This window comes from Rhodopirellula europaea 6C (assembly GCF_000338295.1).
Lineage (GTDB): Bacteria > Planctomycetota > Planctomycetia > Pirellulales > Pirellulaceae > Rhodopirellula > Rhodopirellula europaea.
Window position 1 is genome coordinate 13,861 of record NZ_ANMO01000094.1, and the last position, 15,754, is coordinate 29,614.

Sequence of the window (15,754 nt, forward strand, 5' to 3'; positions counted from 1 at the left end):
GCTGACTAGCGATTCGCTTCCGAGTCATCGACCTACGAAAGAACACTTTGAGCTCTCCCCAATCCAATCTCGCTCCGCCTGCTCAAAACACCGCTTCGTTGACCGCGAATTCGTCCCCGACTGATGCTGGCCAATCGCCCGCGACCGAATATCGCGAGCTGCGGGCCCCCACCCAGACCCTGGGAACCCTGATCGAACCACCGATCTGCGACGCGGAATTGCTGCTGAAGAACAATCTGGCGACCGCACATGCAGAAATGCCCGCCGGATCATTCTGGTCCGATTTGCGAAAGGTCGCTCGAGAACAACTAGTCGGCGATGCCCGGCGCTACACCTCTTCCTACCGGGACGTTGCCTCATTCTGCGCAGACCAACCAATCGGGACCGGCGAAAACAATAGCCGTCCTATCGTGATGGCGGGCCACCAACCAACCCTGTTTCATCCCGGGGTTTGGTTCAAAAACCACACGCTGCAAAAAGTCGCTGGCGAATGCTGTGCGTTGCCAATCAATCTGGTCATCGACAACGATGTGGCCGCGGCGAGATCGATTCGCGTTCCGCAATTGCGACCACTCGCCAACCTAGCGGGTGATGACGCGGATGCTCCCCTTCGGGGGACATGGCAGAGCGTCCCGTATGACCAAGGCGGCGAAACGCTCCCGTTTGAACAAGCACAAATTCGAGACAAGGATCTGTTCGATCACTTCGATTCGGGCGTCCGCCGCCTGATCGCGCCGCTGGTTTCCGATCCGTGCGTCACCGCTCTGTGGAAGCACGCACGCGAAGCGATCGCTCGTTGCGGCATCGCCGGATGTGCCCTGGCTCAGGCTCGTCATGCTCTCGAAGCGGAAATGAATTGGCAGACACTCGAGATCCCTCTCGGGGTCGCCGTCCGTGGCCTGCCGTTCGCTCGCTTCGTGATGGAAATCATCGACGAAATTGAGCGATTCCAATCGGTCTACAACGGATCGGCCGATCACTATCGTGCTTGGCACGGCATCCGCAGCTCGGCTCACCCGGTCCCCAATCTTGGATTGCAAGACGGTTGGTACGAAACACCGCTGTGGGTCTACGGCAACAACCAACCGCAACGTCGCGGCGTCTGGGTTCGCCGTGAGGGCGACCAATGGCACATTAGCGATGCCCCATCCGGAAACACTGGATCGAACTCGGGTTCCGCCGGAACGATTTCGGTCAAGGTTTCAGCGACCGACCGTCAACTCGCATCGACTCAATTGGCCGAGGCGGCATCTCCAGAATTCAAACTCCGTCCTCGGGCCCTGATGACGACGATGTTTGCGCGATTGGTTCTCAGCGATCTGTTTTTGCACGGAATTGGGGGCGGAAAATACGATCAGCTCGCCGACCGCATCATCACTCAGTTCTTTCAAATCACCCCGCCCGGACTGCAAGTCGTCTCAGGAACGATTCGGTTGCCCGGCCAGGAACCTGACCATTCCCGCGAAGATTTGCGACGGGCACTGCTGCGGAAAGAACGTGAACTTCAGTTCCAAGGTGAGAAATGGCTCGACGATTCGAACTCGGATCAGAAAGCACTTCGCGATCAGAAACTCGAATTGCTCGACCAAATGCCAACGTCGGGAAGCCGACGGAAGTGGCATCATTCGGTCTCTCGCCTGAACGCTCAAATCACCCTGCAGCTCACCGAACAACGTCGCGAAACTCGCGGTCAATTGGCACGATTGGACCAAGAAGCGGCAACGGAAAAGATTGTGTGCAGCCGCGAACTTTCGTTTTGCCTCTTTCCCTTGGAATTCCTTCAAGAATCCTTTGCCAAAATGGCATGAGCGTGACGATTGGAGTTGTCGAGCGCTAATTTTTCGCTATTCTCTGCCGTTTGCCGACGAACAAAGTTGGTTTTTGGCATCAACATTTAACCCGCGAGTAGCATCGGATGAAGGTCGTTAGTAGCATTGGAGCGTTGAAGTACCGCCACCCGGATTGCCAGGTGGTCAAGCGACGCGGCCGTATTTACGTGATTTGCAAGAGCAATCCAAAGTTCAAGGTCCGTCAGGGCGGCGCGAAGAGCAAGAAAGCCCGACGCTAGGCAATCCGTCTCGTCGAAGACCGGGTGACTTGGTTCGGCGCCTTTTTCGATGAGACCGGCATTGTCACGCCCCATATCTTCCATGACTCCCCAGCCTTCGACGCCCAGTGATTCACTGGCAAACGGTTCGGGTGAGCGCTCGACGGAAGATCTCGATCCGAGGAAAGCCCGCATCGCTGCGGCGGAAGCTTTGGATCACAGCCCCATCAATCACCCGGCCGTCTCATCGATGGCGAACAATCAAGACGTCCACCAGATCGACGTCTGCGAGTTCGCAAGCCTGTCGCGTGACGACCTTGAAAGATGGGAACAAATCCGATCTCTGCGACATGAGTTTGCACCGCCATTTTTCGCCGCCCGTTTCGCCGCGGCGGTCAACGCCGTTCGAGGCGATGTGCTGACCGCCGTTCTTCGATCAAGCGACGGCACTCCCCTGGGTTTCTTTCCCTTCCATCGAGTTGGCGGCGTCGGCGTTCCAGCGGGACGTTTTCTCAACGACGCTCAAAACGTAATCGCGATTCCCGGTCTCGAAATCGACTGGACCGCGATCGCACGAGCGGCAAAAGTTCGTGCCTTCAATCTCCACGCGATCGTCGGAAGCGATCCGGACTGGGTCGACCGCTATCACTTGCAATCAGTCAAAGCTTTCCGGGCCGACTTGGGAGGGGATTCGGGCGACTACCTCAGACGCCTTGAGAAGGAACACCGAACGATTGGCAAGCAGGGTCAAAAGACTCGCAAGCTTGGCCGCGAGATCGGCGCCGTCCGGCTCGAGATGGACTGCCGTTGTCCCGATATTTTAAAGCAGACCATTGCTTGGAAACGCGCCCAATATCAACGCACCCACATCTTGGATCTATTTCTTCCCGAATGGACCCGAGATCTGATCAAGACTCTTCACGAAAACTCGCTCACGCAACCTGGTCTGCAGTCCGATTCGGCTGTCGCGGGTGACGACTTTTCCAGCGAATCCCTACGTGGAATTTGCTCGGTGCTGTGGGCGGGCGACCGTCCCGTTGCGACCCACATCGGAATGATCGAACACGGACGACTGCATTATTGGTTCCCGACCTACGCCCCAGAATTCGCGAGATACTCTCCGGGAACGGCCTTGTTCACCGAAACGATTCGGGCCGCAACGCAGCATGGGATCGACTGCGTCGACATGGGCTACGGTGAGCAGCAGTACAAGACAAAACAAACTGGCACCACAACGCAGGTTGTTCATGGAACGATTACCGACTCACGATGGCACCGAATCGCTTTCGCGGCGGAAGCCACCATGGTCCAGGCCCTCAAACGCGTCCCAATGAAAGAGACGGTGAAACGTGCAATTCGGAAGATCAACCCATCGGCGGGTATCAAGAAACTAAAATAGCTCGCCGTTTCCGACGAGCTATTTTCGATTTCAGTTTGCGGCGGTTTGCCGCGTCGGTCACTGCTTACTTGCTTGGTGGCAACAGGACCGAATCAATCACGTGGATGATGCCATTGCTGGTCATCACATCAGTCTTCACGACCTTGGTCTTGTCGTTCAGCATCACGGTGCCGTCTTTGACTTCGATGCTGACTTTTCCGCCGAGGGTTTCGGCTGAATCCAAGGTAACAACCGTCTTCGCTGGGACTTTCCCTGCAACGACGTGGTATTTCAAAATCGCAACCAACTGATCCTTGTTTTCGGGTTTCAGCAGGCTTTCCAGAGTGCCCTCAGGCAGCTTTTCGAAGGCTTCATCAGTGGGCGCGAACACGGTGAACGGGCCTTCGCCGCTCAGCGTTTCAACCAAACCGCCGGCTTTCACCGCGGCAACCAAGGTATTGAACTTCGCCGCAACCGCGGTTTCGACGATGTTCTTCTTCGATGTTTCGTTGTGGTGGTCCGCTTGTACGGTTGCGGGCAGAACAAACAGAGCCAACGCAGCCAAAATGATCTTCTTCATCGTAATATCCTAAGTCTCGAACATGAGGTGGGAACTCGAGCTTGAAAGAAGCAGTCCAGCGACGGCCGTGGCCGAACTGCCTCACTCGATTGGCTGATTCGCGAATCGCTGGACTGTACGTCTCGGACAAGCGGCAACCGGAAAGATTTTTCTGAAACGGTGATAAAGACCGCCGTTTCAACTTTGACTACAAATTGCAAATGTTGCGAAACCTCAACGCACACGGCGGGTTAGAACTTTTGAATCAACTTTGGTTTCAGTTTGTACGCCCGGCACTTCCGCTCAGGTGACGACTGATTCCCCGCTTCTCATCTGACCATTTCGAAGGGTTGCCTAACAATGAGCCGTTTGTCCCAAGCCCAACTCGCTCCTAAATTGCGTTTCATTGCCATGCTAGCGATGGCCGCTGGCCTTGCGTTCCAGTCGGCCTCCATCGCGAATGCCCAAGGCCGTGGTGGCCGAGGCGGTTTTCCAGGTGGCGGCGGCGGAGGCGCCATGTTCGGCGGTCGCGGTGGCGGATCCACCCTCGGCCTGCTGCGCGCTGAAAAAGTTCGCGAAGAACTCGGCATCGACGAAAATCAAACCGAAGCCCTGAAAAAGCTTGAAGAACAATCCCGCGAGCGATCGCGACCAGATTTCGACTTCCGCAACGCATCGGAAGAAGATCGCCGCGAGTTCTTCGAAAAAATGCAGTCGCAGCGTGAAGAGCAAGAAAAAGAAACTCGCATGCAGCTTCAGGAAGTCCTGACGCTCGAGCAAATGGAACGGCTCGATGAAATCGGCATCCAGGCGCAAGGCTTGATGGCACTGTCGTCGCCCGAAGTCCAAGAAGCCCTGACGATGACCGAAGAGCAAAAGAAGAAGCTCACAGAGATTCGCTCAGGAATGGAAACCAAGATGCGTGAAGAAATGCGTGAGATCATGCAAAGCCGCGATCGCGAGAAAATGCAAACCGCGATGGAATCGATGCGTGAGAACATGGAAAAAGAAGTGATGGCCGTTCTGACCACTGAACAAAAGAAGAAGTTCGAAGAGATGAAGGGTAAACCATTCGACCTGGAAGCCCTTCGCGGTGAACGTGGTGGTCGCGGCGGACGTGGCGGAGCAGGCGGCGGTGCTCGTGGCGGACGCGGTGGAGATGGTGGCGAGCGTGGCGGCCGAGGTGGACGTGGCGGTCGCGGCGGAGAATGATCCCACCTGAAAGCCACACTCCTTTCAATCAACGCCTCGCTCGTGACTGATTCATGGGCGTCGACATGGTTCGAAACCGAAACGACTCAAGCCGCATGTGTTATCACATGCGGCTTGTTTCATTGGTCAACTGAGTTTTGTTTGATGAGTTTTGTTTGACGCCCGGGCGAAGGCTGCTCTGGCCGATTCGTCCGTCAGGCTCGAATCGAATCAATCTGCTGGGCATCCCGCGTCTTTGGACCAAGCCGATCCTTGGTGCCAAAGGCGTCCAACATCGTGTTGTAGACATCAATTCCCTCCGCCCCAACGTCCATGATCTGGCCCGTCTTGAAGCGACCATTGGCGCCGGTGATGCAGTGGAAAACTCCCGACAACTCTCGCTTCACATCGTTGTGGCGACCATCTCCTGATTCGGTTGAGATGGTGATCAACGAGTTCTCCAAAATCGTCCGCCCATTTGGCTCTTTACACTCATCGCTATCCAATGCACTCAGGAAGTAAGCAACCTCCTGCATCTTCATGTGAGCATGAGCACGGAGCGCCTCGTTCTTCTTTTTCTCGTTGAACTTGTGCCACCACTCGTGACTGCAGCCTTTGTCACCACCGGCGTTTTGCTGCTGCGCATCATCAAATTCCCACAGCTTTTTACCGTTGTACATGTAGTCGCCGGTAAGACGGATTCGTTCGCCAGCAGCCAGGAACGTCAGTGCACCAAAGCGAACGCGATCCATCTGAACGGCCAACGCATAAACGTCCGACAGCAAACGCCATTCGGATGAAAGTTGCTCCAACGTGATATCGATGCCTTGGCCACCGGGATCAGCCGGTCCGCCATGCGGAATGATCGAACGAGGCGGGATTTGCGGCCCGCTGGATTGCCGATGCTTCATCGCAAACGCGCGTTGCTCAAATTCGCGAATGCGATCCAAATGATCCGCCACGCGGGCGCGAGACGATGCCCCGAGAGGCGAGTTGGCACCTGTGTAGTGCCGATAATCTTCGACAACCGTGTCCAACACGCTTCGCTTCAATCTCTCACTTCGATCGCCACCTGCCAAAGCGACGCCGCCAAAAACACGCTCAAACAGCTCGCGAGGCTTTTCCTGAATCGTTGCCGCAACGGTTCCGTCCATGTTGTAACTATGGACATAGCGTCCAACCCGCGATCGGCGAAAGAATGTTCCGCCGACCAATGTTGGCACCATGCCCTTTGGCAGACCGTCGGGATAGTGAGCGCGGCGAATCACCTGGTCAATGGACGGGCCGCCGGACTTGGCTTCGCCGTCGGGTGGTTCAGCCGTGAAAGCAGCGGTGGCGCCATCGTAGTGTGCATTGATGCCTTTTTCGTCGCAGCGAACCTGATCGACCTCCCGCATGATCAGCAACTTCTTGCTTAGCGGCTGCAGTGGCTCAAGAACCCCTCGGAACCCTTCCTTCTGCAACGGCGCAGGAATGCCCAAACCGAAGAACACGTTGAACGCACGAACCGGAATTTCCGGCGTCGCATTCGCGGCCGACGCAGTCGAGGTCAACATTTCTTCCAGAAGCGGCAGGCCAACCGTGGCGGCGCCCACGCTTCGAAGCATCGTGCGGCGGTGAATCCGTTTGTTCTTCATGATGGGTCCTATTGAAAACACTTGGACAGGTGAGCCAGGAACAACGCCCAGGCCAAGACTGCTGATTCAAATTGCTTGAGATGCTTTGGTTACGGTTCGTCCTGCGATCGAGTCTTCTGCACCAGATCGCTCATCACCACCGCCGTGATCAAATCGGCGTACCGACCGCCCGCACTCGTAGCCGCCTGATGAATCTGCTGTACCTCGGTTGCATCACGGGCACCCAAAGGTCGCCCCATCGCGAATTGTGTCACTTTCCACGTCAGAGTTTCGCGAACGCGGTCGCTGGTCGACAGCAGCTTCATCAACTCAGAGGGCGTCGTGTATGGCTGCGGCTTTGCTTCGCCGGGGACCACGAGCTGACCTTCTGAACGAAGCTGATTGCCAAACTCGTCTTTGAGATGAAACGCCCCCAGACCATCGAACTGCTCCAAGCCGAACGCGAGCGGCTCAAACTTGATGTGACAACCGCCGCACGATTCGTTCTGAATCCGATCCTCAGCGACATCGCGATGAGTCATCCCGGGTTTGGGTGGCACCGGCGTCGTATCGACGCCCGGCGGAGGTGCACCGATTACTCCACGAAGCAAGTCTCTCATCACGAACAGACCTCGCGTGACCATGGACGCATCATCGCCCCCAATCGTCAGCACGCTACCTTGCGTCAACAAACCTCCCCGGACGGGTTCACCCGACAGATCGTATCGACGAAGCCCACCTTCCTGCGGCTTCAATCCGTAGTGCTTGGCCAACTGAGGAGTCGCGTAGGTGAACTGTGCGTCGAACAAATCGCTCATCGGACGCCCCTGCTTCCAGACCAACTCTTCGAAGAAGGCGAGCGTTTCGGCACGCATGTCCCGCCCCAATTCCGGCGTCCATTCAGGAAACCGCTCTTGGTTGGGCTGCATGTTGGTGAGCCGGTCCAGATTCAACCAGTCGGCTGCGAACTGCTTCGACCGCTCGACGGCTCGTCGATCCATCAGCATTCGCTCCACTTCCGCTTGGCAGCGATCTTTGTCCGCGAGTCGTCCATCTCGAGCTGCCTTCAACAAGGCTTCGTCTGGCGGCCCGCCCCACAGGATGTAGCTCATCCGCGACGCCAATTCAAAGTCGGTGACTCGCTGGTTTCCACCTCCGTCGGGCTGCGTTTCGATGCGATAAATAAACCGAGGCGATTGCAACATTGCCTCGACCATCAGCCCAACACCTTGTTCGTAGTCGCCGCCCGCACTTGCGACCGCAGTCAAAATTCCGCTGTAGTTGGTTACCTCGCGATCGTCCAACGGACCACGCAGCAACCATTCACCCGCCGCCGCGACAAATTTTCTCGCAGTGGCATCCGTGTTCAGACTTTGTGACTTTGAAAAACGCTTGGCGAACTCGAGCACATCCATTCGCTGAACGATCATTTCCGCAAGCTGCGAATAAGCCTCCACATGCTTCAAGTCCACGCTCAGGTTGTATGCGGTGTTGCTAAACCCGTCGGCTCGCAGATCTGGCGGCAACAACCGCGTTGCTTCTTTGGCGATATCCACACCAACCGCACTGCGAACCGTTTCGATGTATTCGGAAACGGTAAGACGCTGAACCCAATGGTCACTTGCCCCTGGCTTGGAGGCGTAAACGGCGGGATCGATCATGTCGATCGACCAAACCGCCCCATCATCTATCCACTCTTTGATCACTGCCTGATCGGATGCCGAGAGGCCGGGCCCCTGCGGCGGCATGTCGCCGGAAACAATCTGCTCCCACAGCGGGCTTTCTTCCGCGTTGCCAGACAAAATCACTTTCCCGCTTTCGCCGCCCTCGAACGCGGCTAATTTGCGAGACAGATCCAGGTCACCTTTCTTCGAGCCGGTATCGTGACACTCCAAGCAATGGCGGGCGAACAAAGGAGCCACCTTTGTCGCAAATGTTTGCTCCGCTCTCGCTAGTTCCCGACGTTGAGCTTCGTGCGGGTCGATACCAGCTTTCGGACCGGCGGAATAGTTTTGCGAGATTTCCGCGCTGCTCAATGCTCGGGAATAGATCGCAACGAGATGAAACTCACCCAACCAAGGCCGTTCTGCCTTTCGCTCATTCGCCAAAATCAATGGAAAGCCGACATTCCAATTGCTCAGCCGCCCGTCCACTTTCCTCGACTCAGTTTGTTCGCCGTCGACATAAAAACGCACTCGACCGTCACTTCCCCGAGTGAAGACCACATGGGCGAGTTTCGTTTCGGCCTTTCCATTGCCACTGCCTGTATCAGGAATTCCGTTGTCGCTGGTCGACGTTGCTCTCAAACGAAACTGATACCGATCACGCTCCTGCCCCAGTGTGAAGTTTCGCTGAACTGAGCTGCTCGACATCGAAACGATTCGAGCAGGCCCCTTTTGAGAAGTGTTCGTTGGCTTGATCCAAGCTTCGATCGTCAATGCGTTGGACCGCTTGCACTGCGTGGCCAACTTGGCAGCCGAATGGACCGATTCGATCTTGGTTGCCGAACGCACCACCAGGGCGCTGTCTTTCCAAGTCACCGCGGATGGTTTCTCGATTTTCAGATCCAGCGATTTCCCGCTGCCGCTGCGATCTTTAACCACGTCGCCTTCGCCTTCCTCAAACGTATAAAACGCCGAGAGACCAAGACTGACCCGCGTCGCATCCGCCGCGGATGCTGGTGGAGCAGACACCTGCACGATTACTCCACACGTGATGGCAACGAAGACACACCAACGCAGTTCCATCGCGATTCTTCGCTCATTCACCATTGATCGATTCGCTAGCTCGCAGGGCGTAGGCGCTAGCCTTGATGCCAACACCGCCCCCTACTGTAACGCAGCACACCGCAATTTGCTGGTAACGGGCAGCACGAGGCCACCGAGAGACGCTTCAGAACGTTGCCAGTAATGAGGCGCCGGCAACACTGCACAGACGAGGGCCCTCAAAAATCCGTGGCTATGGCAGTCGTTTCGCCCGAGATAGATCGAGCTTGAGCCATTGAAAATCGAGTCAGTCGCAGAGCACGACGTATGCGATTGCTTGTGTGCGACACCCACCGAGACTCAAGTGAATCGCATCAATCTCCGCTTCTTCCGCCAACTCCGCGGCGATGCCATGCAGCTCAATCGAAGGGCCTTCACTTGGATGCGTCGCGATTTCAATGTCAGTCCAACTGACGCCTCGCCGATGACATCGCAGTGCCTTGAAGACGGCTTGCTTGGCCGCCCACCGGCGAGAGAAATGGCCTGTCGCGTCGGGCCGTTGAGCACAGTGGTCAATCTCGGCTGCCGTGAAGACACGCTCTAGAAATTGCTCTCCGTGTTGCTGAATCATTTGAGCGATCCGAGCACACTGAACAATTTCCGTCCCGACTGCCACGATTGCCATTGGTTAACGCAATCCACAATTGCGTCGGGCCCGGTCAACCACGCTGGCCGCGACCTCGCGAGCCCGCTTGGCACCTTCGGCCAAAATATCTCGTACTGTATCCAGGTCTGATTCCAATTCTTCACGCTTCGCTCGAGCCGGGGCAAAGTACTCTTCGCTCACTTCGGCGACGGCTTTCTTGATTTCGCCATATCCAAACCCGCCGGCGCGATACTTCGCTGCCATGGCCTCGACCTCTGCCGGACCAGCGAACAACTGATAGAGCTGGAACAAATGATCGTCGGTCGGATCCTTGGGATCTTCCATTGGCCGACTGTCAGTCACGATCCGCATGATTTGCTTGCGAATCTTTTTCACGTCGCCAAACAGCGGCAACGTGTTGTTGTAACTCTTGCTCATCTTCTGACCGTCGGTGCCGGGAACCTTCGCGCCGACGTCCAGTGTCTTCGCCTTGGGCAACACAAACGTCTCGCCGAACGCATGGTGAAATGAACCAGCCAAATCACGACAAACTTCGATGTGCTGAACCTGATCCACGCCAACCGGAACGATTTGAGAGTCGTACGCCAAGATGTCAGCAGCCATCAACACCGGGTAAGTGAACAAGCCAGCGTCAGCGGGCAACCCCTTGGCCTTTTTCTCTTTGTAAGCGTGGCAACGTTCAAGCAAACCCATCGGCGTTCCCGTCATCAGCAACCAAGTCAGCTCGGCTACTTCGGGGATATCGGACTGCACGAAGAGGTTGGCCTTGGAAGGATCCAATCCCAACGCCAACAAATCCAACGCGGCATTGATCACATTTTCGCGAAGCACTTCCGGTTCACGAACAGTGGTCAGGGCGTGCAAATCGGCGATGAAGTAAAAGCCCTCATTGTCTTCTTGCAAATCAATGTATTGGCGAATCGCACCGAAGTAGTTTCCCCAGTGGGGACGACCGGTTGGCTGGATTCCCGAGAGCACTCGCATAGGTCAGTCAAACAAAGAAGAAATTTCGATCAAAGAAAGCAACTCAGAACCTCTCAACTTAACCAAATCTCACGGCTTCGGGAGATCACCCCCCGACAAAGAATTGGCTTCGACGCGAAATTCAAAATCGTCCATCGTGATGGGCGACGGGGATCGCGAAACCAGCCTTTGCAAACGGAAACAACCAGCGTGTCATGCGAAGCTCACGGTCGCCCAACCGGCTATCAATTCGATTCAGTTTTGCTCGGAGCATCCACTGCGGGTTCATCGTCCGATTCAAGCAACTCATCCAGAGCTTCCAACATCTTGCGACGAGGTTCGGGATCGTTGGCTGGAAATCCTAGGTCTCGTGCAACAAAGCCAGTCTTTGGATGCAGAGAATTCGGGTTCAATCCGATCTCATCGAGCGGCTTGCGTTTCAAGATCATGATCGTCGCAGCCGCCAAATCTCGCACTTGGGCCTGAATCTGATTGTCTCCGATGAACTCGAAATCCGTCACCGGACGCTCGTCTTTTAACCTCTCACGCACCGTGTTCACGTTGCTCTCATCGCCAAACCGGCTGATCAGCTGCAACGAAAAGGCAACTTCATCGATGCCGGATTCCGCTTGCTGGACAATCTTTTCCGCAAACGGCAGCGTTCGTTCCAGATCTCTCTGCAGCGATACCCATAAAACCTCGGGCCGACTCGCTTGGTTGCAACGCGGGATCCACCCCGCCAAAAGAACGCGAAAAGGTTCGGCCAACTGGTCGTCCCGAAGAACCTCCGCCGTGACACTCATTCGCAACATCCGCAGCAAAGCTTCTTCGTGGATGTTCGACAGTTTTAATTCGGGATCGTTGAAGCAAAGCAGCATCCCGATCACGTCCGGTGCTGACGGCAACTGCGACTCAATCCACTGACGCCGCTGAACTCGCGCGATCACCTTTTCCAAAGCGGCCATCCTGGCCTCCGTGCTGACCTCGAGTGCCTGAACAAGATCTTCGTGCCTGAGCATCATCTCGACGAAGACTTCTCGCAGTCTCGGTCCATCTCCCAAAACCTGTTGAAAAACTTCCCAACCTTCGAACGATCCGGGCTCGCCCTCGAGAAACGAATCGATCCGTCCGGCGACGGCACTGTTGACGATTCCCGTCGCAACATCTTCCGCTCGAAGACGCACTTCCAAATCATCGTGCTCGATCGCCGCGATTCTCAGAGCCGGGAGAGCGTCATCTGCTAACTTCCTTAAACCAGCGGTCGCTTGTTCACGAACAGCAAACTCGGGTGCACCAAGCTGTGAGATCAATTCGGCGATTTTGATTCGTCTCGCCTGTTCCTTGTCTGATCCTTCCGTCTGCTCTCCGGGGTCCGATTGGTCTTCGCCAAACCCTGGTATCACCGTCGGAACGTCCTCTGGCATGACCGCCTGAGCCTGAAAGACGCTGGCAATTTTCTCCGGGTCCATCGGGGGCTTGCGAAACGACTTCATAGCCACGCGATCCGTTCCTGGATCGCTCTCACTCGATTCCGCTGCCGGATTGGAATCGGTTGGCGAATCAGCTTCGCTGGCTTGCCCGAATGCGACCGTGGGTGACAGCACCAACACTGCAACCACCAACGCGGACGAACGAATCCATTCGGTCGTGAGAAAGGTTGAGAACAAAACGTCTGCCTAACGGGAAAGGTTTGCGTAACGGGAAATCTGGACGGCAACCGCTCTTTGAAGTGTACCAAGAACCACGCTCAGACAGCAGCGATCCTGGAACCGCCACTTTGGCCAGAGAATTGTTCGGTTTCGAAGATTGGCCCCCCGGAGGAACGCCTAGCTCTTCCGGGCGGCGAGCGTGCCGAATACGGTCCGCCCCAAAAGGCGAAAAAGCGAGGCAGAAAATCGGTTGCCCAAAACTGACGCCGTGGCTAGGCTGAAGGCACGTCGTGGAGAAATCGCATCCCCTCCACTGTGACGTTTGTTTAGGGATTTGCGGCCGCTTGCAGCCTCACTGCTAAAAAGCCAACACATGAAACCGATCGCAATCGATCCGGTCGAAATGACCGATCATGCGTCCCGCGCCGCGGGACCTTCTTCCACGGGTTTGTCGACCCAGTGCGTTCACGGGAACATTGATCCCGATTCGCCTTCGCGACAACACGCCGAGGGCGCTATCACGGCACCGATCTACTCGGCCTCGACTTTCACGTTTGAGTCCACTGACAAACTTTTAGATTTTGTCGAAGGTCGCGAGCAACGCGAAGAGTACGGGCGGTACGGGAATCCAAACGAACGTTTGGTCGAACAGAAACTGGCCGCACTCGACAACGCGGAAGACGCGGTGGTTTATTCCAGCGGCATGGCGGCGATCGTCGGGTTGCTGATGAGCCGCTTGTCATCCGGCGATGAAATCATTTTCTTCGACCAGTGTTACCACCGCAGCCGTGAATTCTGCGGCAAGCACTTGGCGAAGTTCGGTGTTGTCACCCGACAGGTCCCGACCGGTGACTTTGCCGCGATGGAAGCCGCGATCACCCCGCGAACCAAGATGCTGGTCAGCGAGTCGCCCACCAACCCGCACCTGACATGCGTGGACCTGGAACAGTTTGTTGCTTTGGGCAAAGCACACGAAATCGAAACGCTGATCGACGCGACTTTGGCGACCCCGCTGAACGTTCGCCCGCTGGATCACGGCGTCGATTACGTTTGGCACTCCGCCACCAAGTACCTCGGCGGGCACAACGATTTGTTGGCGGGAGTCATTTCTGGCCGCAAAGAATTGCTGGATCCGATCCGTGCCCTCCGCGGTTGTTTGGGAAGCGTGACGTCGCCGCACAGCATGTACTTGCTCGAACGCGGATTGAAAACGTTCTCGTTGAGGATGCAACGTCACAACGAAAACGGTCAAGCCGTGGCCGAATTCCTCCATCAGCATCCCAAGATTGAACGTGTCTACTACCCAGGTTTGCCAAGCCACCCGACTCACGCAATCGCCAAAGAACAAATGCTGGGATTCGGCGGCCTGATCACTTTCACGGTCAAAGACGCTGACTGGAAAACCACGTCTCGCGTGGTCGACGGAGCCAAAATTGCTCGCATCGCTCCCAGCCTCGGTGGCACCGAATCGTTGATCGAACAACCGCTGGTGATGAGCTATTTCCATTACAGCCCGGAAGAAAGAGCTTGCTTTGGAATCGCTGACAACATGATTCGATATTCTTGTGGCATTGAAGATTCAGCAGACTTGATCGCGGATCTGGATCAAGCGTTGGCGGCGATCTGAGATGAGCTCTTCCAACTCGAACCACAAGTTTCGAACTCGCGCGATTCACGTCGGCAACGAAGTGGATCCACAAACCGGCGCGGTTGTTCCGCCCATTCATTTCGCCAGCACGTTTCGCCAACCCGGCGCGGGCGAGTGGGGCCAATACGACTATTCACGCAGCGGCAACCCAACTCGGACTGGCCTGCAAGACACGCTCGCCTCACTCGAAAACGGTTGCGGATCGCTGGCGTTTTCGTCGGGCATGGCCGCCATTCACGGGGTCACCATGCTGTTGGAATCCGGTGATCACGTCGTTGCGGGATCTGATATCTACGGCGGTGCCTACCGATTGCTGCACCAGATCTGCAATCGCAGCGGCATCGAAGTCACCCTGGTTGACGTCACCGATTTAAACGCGATCGAAAACGCGATCACCGATCGGACCAAGCTGATTTGGACCGAATCGATCGGTAATCCTCGGATGACGATTTCCGATTTGCCGGCGATCGCTCGCTTGGCCAAGTCCAAAGGAATCCTTTCAGGCGTCGACAACACGTTCGGCACCCCGGCACTTCTGCGACCTTTGGATTTTGGCATCGACATCGTGATGCACTCGGCAACGAAGTACCTGGGCGGTCACAGTGATTGTTTAGGTGGAACATTGGCGGTCGCAGATTCCGAGCTCTACGACCAGCTTTACTTCGTCCAGAACGCGACCGGTGCCGTGCTCGATCCTATGAGCAGTTTCCTGATTTCGCGTGGGCTGAAGACTCTCGACCTGCGTGTTCGCGAGCAATCACGAACGGCACTTCGATTGGCGAAGTGGTTGGAAGCCCATTCCATGGTTCGATCCGTGCTCTACCCAGGTTTGGCATCGCACAACCAGCACGAGCTGGCCGGACAATTGTTCGGGCAACACCAAAGCGACTCAGATGAAACGCACTTCGGTGCCATGATCACGTTCGAACTGGATGCGACCTTGGACCAAGTTCGCGAGGTTTGCCAATCGACCGAACTGTTCCATTTGGCCGTCAGCCTCGGTGCGGTGGAGTCACTGATCGAACAGCCCGCCACGATGTCCCACGCTTCTTACGCACCGGAAGCTCGCGCGGCTCATGGGATCACCGATTCGTTGATCCGTCTTTCGGTTGGTCTGGAATCGCCTACCGATCTGGAAGCAGATTTGGATCGTGCGATCTCGATCATTGGTTAGCCCCCTCGTCTGTCGGGTGGAATTAGCCCAGGACTGAATCAGGTTGCCGCATCACTGAGAGCCGTCTCAGCGAGGGCTCGCTTTGCTCAGCGACTTTCGGATGCGATTGCACTAGAATATTGGCTGCGAATTCGCCCCCGCCTGCCGCCTGCCTGAT

12 protein-coding genes are annotated in these 15,754 nt (G+C 56.2%); 6 read left to right on the forward strand and 6 right to left on the reverse strand.

Annotation, left to right across the window (positions count from 1 at the left end):
* Positions 1 to 47 precede the first annotated feature (47 nt).
* The 3 genes from RE6C_RS07925 to RE6C_RS07935 all read left to right on the forward strand — a co-directional run bounded on the left by RE6C_RS07925 (position 48) and on the right by RE6C_RS07935 (position 3,446).
* A complete protein-coding gene (locus tag RE6C_RS07925; RefSeq protein ID WP_008655445.1) occupies positions 48 to 1,808 on the forward strand; it encodes a hypothetical protein in 1,761 nt (586 codons plus the stop codon).
* Positions 1,809 to 1,915: 107 nt separating this feature from the next.
* Complete coding sequence (gene ykgO, locus RE6C_RS07930) at positions 1,916 to 2,068, forward strand: type B 50S ribosomal protein L36 (RefSeq protein ID WP_007327677.1); 153 nt, start codon at positions 1,916 to 1,918, stop codon at positions 2,066 to 2,068.
* Positions 2,069 to 2,150: 82 nt separating this feature from the next.
* Entirely contained in the window at positions 2,151 to 3,446 is a 1,296-nt protein-coding gene (locus RE6C_RS07935) for a GNAT family N-acetyltransferase (RefSeq protein ID WP_008655448.1), read from the forward strand.
* A 64-nt stretch (positions 3,447 to 3,510) separates the two neighbouring features.
* Here the strand turns inward: RE6C_RS07935 and RE6C_RS07940 are convergent, their stop codons facing one another.
* Positions 3,511 to 4,005: a fasciclin domain-containing protein gene (locus RE6C_RS07940; RefSeq protein WP_008655450.1), complete on the reverse strand. Its 495-nt coding sequence runs from the start codon at positions 4,003 to 4,005 to the stop codon at positions 3,511 to 3,513.
* A 339-nt stretch (positions 4,006 to 4,344) separates the two neighbouring features.
* Between RE6C_RS07940 and RE6C_RS07945 the strand changes: the two genes are divergently transcribed.
* A complete protein-coding gene (locus tag RE6C_RS07945) occupies positions 4,345 to 5,196 on the forward strand; it encodes a hypothetical protein (protein ID WP_008655451.1) in 852 nt (283 codons plus the stop codon).
* 194 nt (positions 5,197 to 5,390) lie between these two features.
* Here RE6C_RS07945 and RE6C_RS07950 read toward each other — a convergent pair whose 3' ends face one another.
* From RE6C_RS07950 to RE6C_RS07970, 5 genes are all read right to left on the reverse strand, one after another.
* Positions 5,391 to 6,812, reverse strand: coding sequence for a DUF1552 domain-containing protein (locus RE6C_RS07950; protein ID WP_008655452.1), 1,422 nt, complete (start codon positions 6,810 to 6,812; stop codon positions 5,391 to 5,393).
* A gap of 89 nt (positions 6,813 to 6,901) precedes the next feature.
* Positions 6,902 to 9,484 (reverse strand): DUF1592 domain-containing protein, encoded by a 2,583-nt coding sequence (locus RE6C_RS07955; protein WP_236618022.1) that lies wholly within the window; start codon positions 9,482 to 9,484, stop codon positions 6,902 to 6,904.
* A gap of 319 nt (positions 9,485 to 9,803) precedes the next feature.
* Positions 9,804 to 10,181, reverse strand: coding sequence for a holo-ACP synthase (gene acpS / locus RE6C_RS07960; protein ID WP_008655454.1), 378 nt, complete (start codon positions 10,179 to 10,181; stop codon positions 9,804 to 9,806).
* 3 nt (positions 10,182 to 10,184) lie between these two features.
* The gene (gene trpS / locus RE6C_RS07965) at positions 10,185 to 11,147 is read right to left on the reverse strand and encodes a tryptophan--tRNA ligase (RefSeq protein ID WP_008655455.1); all 963 of its coding nucleotides are present in this window, start codon (positions 11,145 to 11,147) and stop codon (positions 10,185 to 10,187) included.
* 224 nt (positions 11,148 to 11,371) lie between these two features.
* Positions 11,372 to 12,793: a hypothetical protein gene (locus RE6C_RS07970; protein WP_008655458.1), complete on the reverse strand. Its 1,422-nt coding sequence runs from the start codon at positions 12,791 to 12,793 to the stop codon at positions 11,372 to 11,374.
* Positions 12,794 to 13,148: 355 nt separating this feature from the next.
* On the opposite strand from RE6C_RS07970, the gene RE6C_RS07975 reads away from it, so the two are divergent.
* Together RE6C_RS07975 and RE6C_RS07980 are read left to right on the forward strand one after the other, a co-directional pair.
* Positions 13,149 to 14,402: a trans-sulfuration enzyme family protein gene (locus tag RE6C_RS07975; RefSeq protein WP_008655459.1), complete on the forward strand. Its 1,254-nt coding sequence runs from the start codon at positions 13,149 to 13,151 to the stop codon at positions 14,400 to 14,402.
* Position 14,403: 1 nt separating this feature from the next.
* Entirely contained in the window at positions 14,404 to 15,597 is a 1,194-nt protein-coding gene (locus tag RE6C_RS07980) for a trans-sulfuration enzyme family protein (RefSeq protein ID WP_008655461.1), read from the forward strand.
* Positions 15,598 to 15,754: the final 157 nt, after the last annotated feature.